At 69.5% G+C, this 2,230-nt stretch carries 2 protein-coding genes; one reads left to right on the top strand and one right to left on the bottom strand.

Annotated elements, in window-relative coordinates; translation table 11 throughout:
- Positions 1-202: 202 nt before the first annotated feature.
- The gene (locus ACYVE9_RS23825) at positions 203-1,054 is read right to left on the bottom strand and encodes a hypothetical protein (RefSeq protein WP_461029949.1); all 852 of its coding nucleotides are present in this window, start codon (positions 1,052-1,054) and stop codon (positions 203-205) included.
- Positions 1,055-1,446: 392 nt separating this feature from the next.
- Here ACYVE9_RS23825 and ACYVE9_RS23820 point away from each other — a divergent pair.
- Positions 1,447-2,230: APC family permease (locus tag ACYVE9_RS23820; protein WP_461029948.1), on the top strand; the 784-nt coding region annotated here is incomplete at its 3' end.

Raw genomic sequence — 2,230 nt, 5'->3', positions numbered from 1 at the left:
CCCGGCGGCGGCCGTCCGGGTGCGGGCGCGGGTGCCTGTACGGGGCCGGGTGCGGCACGGGCCGTGGCGCCGGGCAAGGAGTCGGTGGCATGACGGGCCTCCGCGAGACGGTGGTGGTGGTCCGGGTAGGACTACCTCGTACCTCTCCTCCTTGAACTGTCCCACAGCCATCCGGCCTCCGGACAGGTCTCCGGCCAAGGCGTTAAGCCGCCCCAGGCGCATCGACCCAGGGTTCAATGCGACGACGTGTCGCGTAGAGCACGGTGCCATAGTGGTCATTCATGCTGTAACCGTCGGGGTGATCGGACCACACCTCGACTCCGGCTTTTCCAGTGGTACGCAGGCATGCCGACTTCGACGGCACTGTAACCGTTCTCAGTTTCCCTGAAACGACAAAGTCGATTTCCAGGTCCCAGGTCACCGTTGATCGGTTCGCCTCGGCGTGCAGATCGACCACCACGGTTTCCTCCGGGGAGATCGTGATGGCATGGGAGGAGAAGTACGCGGCACTCGGACGGTCACTGTCCAGGTCGATGTCAACGTGGATCGATTCCAATCCACCACCGAGGCCGGCGGCGACGGAGGTGCCGCAGAGAACGGCTGATCGTGCCACAACCCGGGCTCGCATGTCCGTGATTGTGGCGGCCTGACCTGCCCCTTGGATGACGATGCGGCGGTGACTTCGGCCCAGGTCCGCCCCTTGGTTGGCAAACACCCACTGCGTGAGCTGGACATCCGAGGGGACGGACGCCGAGTTACTGAAGTCAATACGCTCGTTGAGATTGTCAAGTGCCTCGGTGTCCAGTGGAAACGGCAACGCCCACCAGGCGCCACCACGCTGCGTGGCGCTGACCGCCGGAAATGACACATGCAGGTCCACGGGCCGGCGGCGGAAGAGATTTCGTGGAAGTCCCGGCGTGGCGAATATGGCCAGTAAAAGGGCTGATGCAACTGCCGCCCCCGTCCACCACCAGCGGTTCGGGCTGCTCTCGGAAGCCCAGTTGGTGAACAGTCCCAGTGCAACCGTGCCGATCGCCGCCAATACCAGTTTCACACCAGTGCTCTGCAACGCCCACCCCCGTGAATTCGAGGCTTCACAGTAGTGGAAGGCAGCGCCGTCCTACTGTCGAACGGAAGAAGTCCAGCACCGCGGCCGGTCCACGCGCACCCGTGGCATCCCGCCGACGTACCTCGGGGGCCACATAGACCGGAGCCGGCGGCGCTCGATCCCGCCCACTCGTGGCGCCCTCCCTGAGCGCGGTCGGGGGCGCCCAAGACGAGCGTCGGCCCACCGCTGCGGTGTGTGTCCCCCCTTCATCGCCACCACATGAAAGGGGATCCGGTGATCGCTTCCGTTCGCAGCGCTTATGGTCGGCGGTGCTGAGGACGTCGGCGGCAGCGCGGGGCTCCTCACCGCGGGCCGCCCCCACGAGGTGCGGAGTGAGCATGAGCAAGCCGTCGGCCGACGCCGGGCCCGCAGAACTGCGCAGGCGGCTCGGGGTCCTCGACGCGGTCGTCATCGGCCTGGGCGCGATGCTGGGAGCGGGGATCTTCGCCGCCGTGGGGCCGGCCGCCGACGCCGCCGGGTCCGGCCTGCTGCTGGGGCTGGCCCTGGCCGCGGTGGTGGCCTACTGCAACGCCACGTCCTCGGCCCGCCTCGCCGCCCGCTACCCCTCGTCCGGCGGCACCTACGTCTACGGACGCGAACGGCTCGGCCCGTTCTGGGGCTACCTCGCCGGCTGGGCGTTCGTGGTCGGCAAGACGGCCTCCTGCGCGGCGATGGCCCTGACGGTCGGCCTCTACGCCTGGCCGGAGCAGGCGCACGCCGTGGCGGTGGCCGCCGTGGTGGCGTTGACCGCGATCAACTACGCCGGGGTGCAGAAGGCCGCCTGGCTGACCAGGACGATCGTGGCGGTGGTGCTCGCCGTACTCGCCGCCGTCGTCACCGCCGCCCTCACCTCCGCCGAGGCCGACCCCGCCCGCCTGGACATCGGCTCGGACGCCACGGTCGCCGGTGTGCTCCAGGCGGCCGGCCTGCTGTTCTTCGCGTTCGCCGGATACGCCCGCATCGCCACCCTCGGCGAGGAGGTCCGCGACCCGGCGCGGACCATCCCGCGCGCCGTGCCCATCGCGCTGGGCATCACCCTGGCCGTCTACACGGCCGTCGCGGTGGCGGTACTGACGGTGCTGGGCAGCGACGGCCTGGCCGGCGCCACGGCACCCCTCGCCG

Source organism: Streptomyces sparsus, assembly GCF_054776295.1.
Note: the sequence above shows the minus strand (reverse complement) of the source record. Positions and strands in the feature narration are given on the sequence as shown.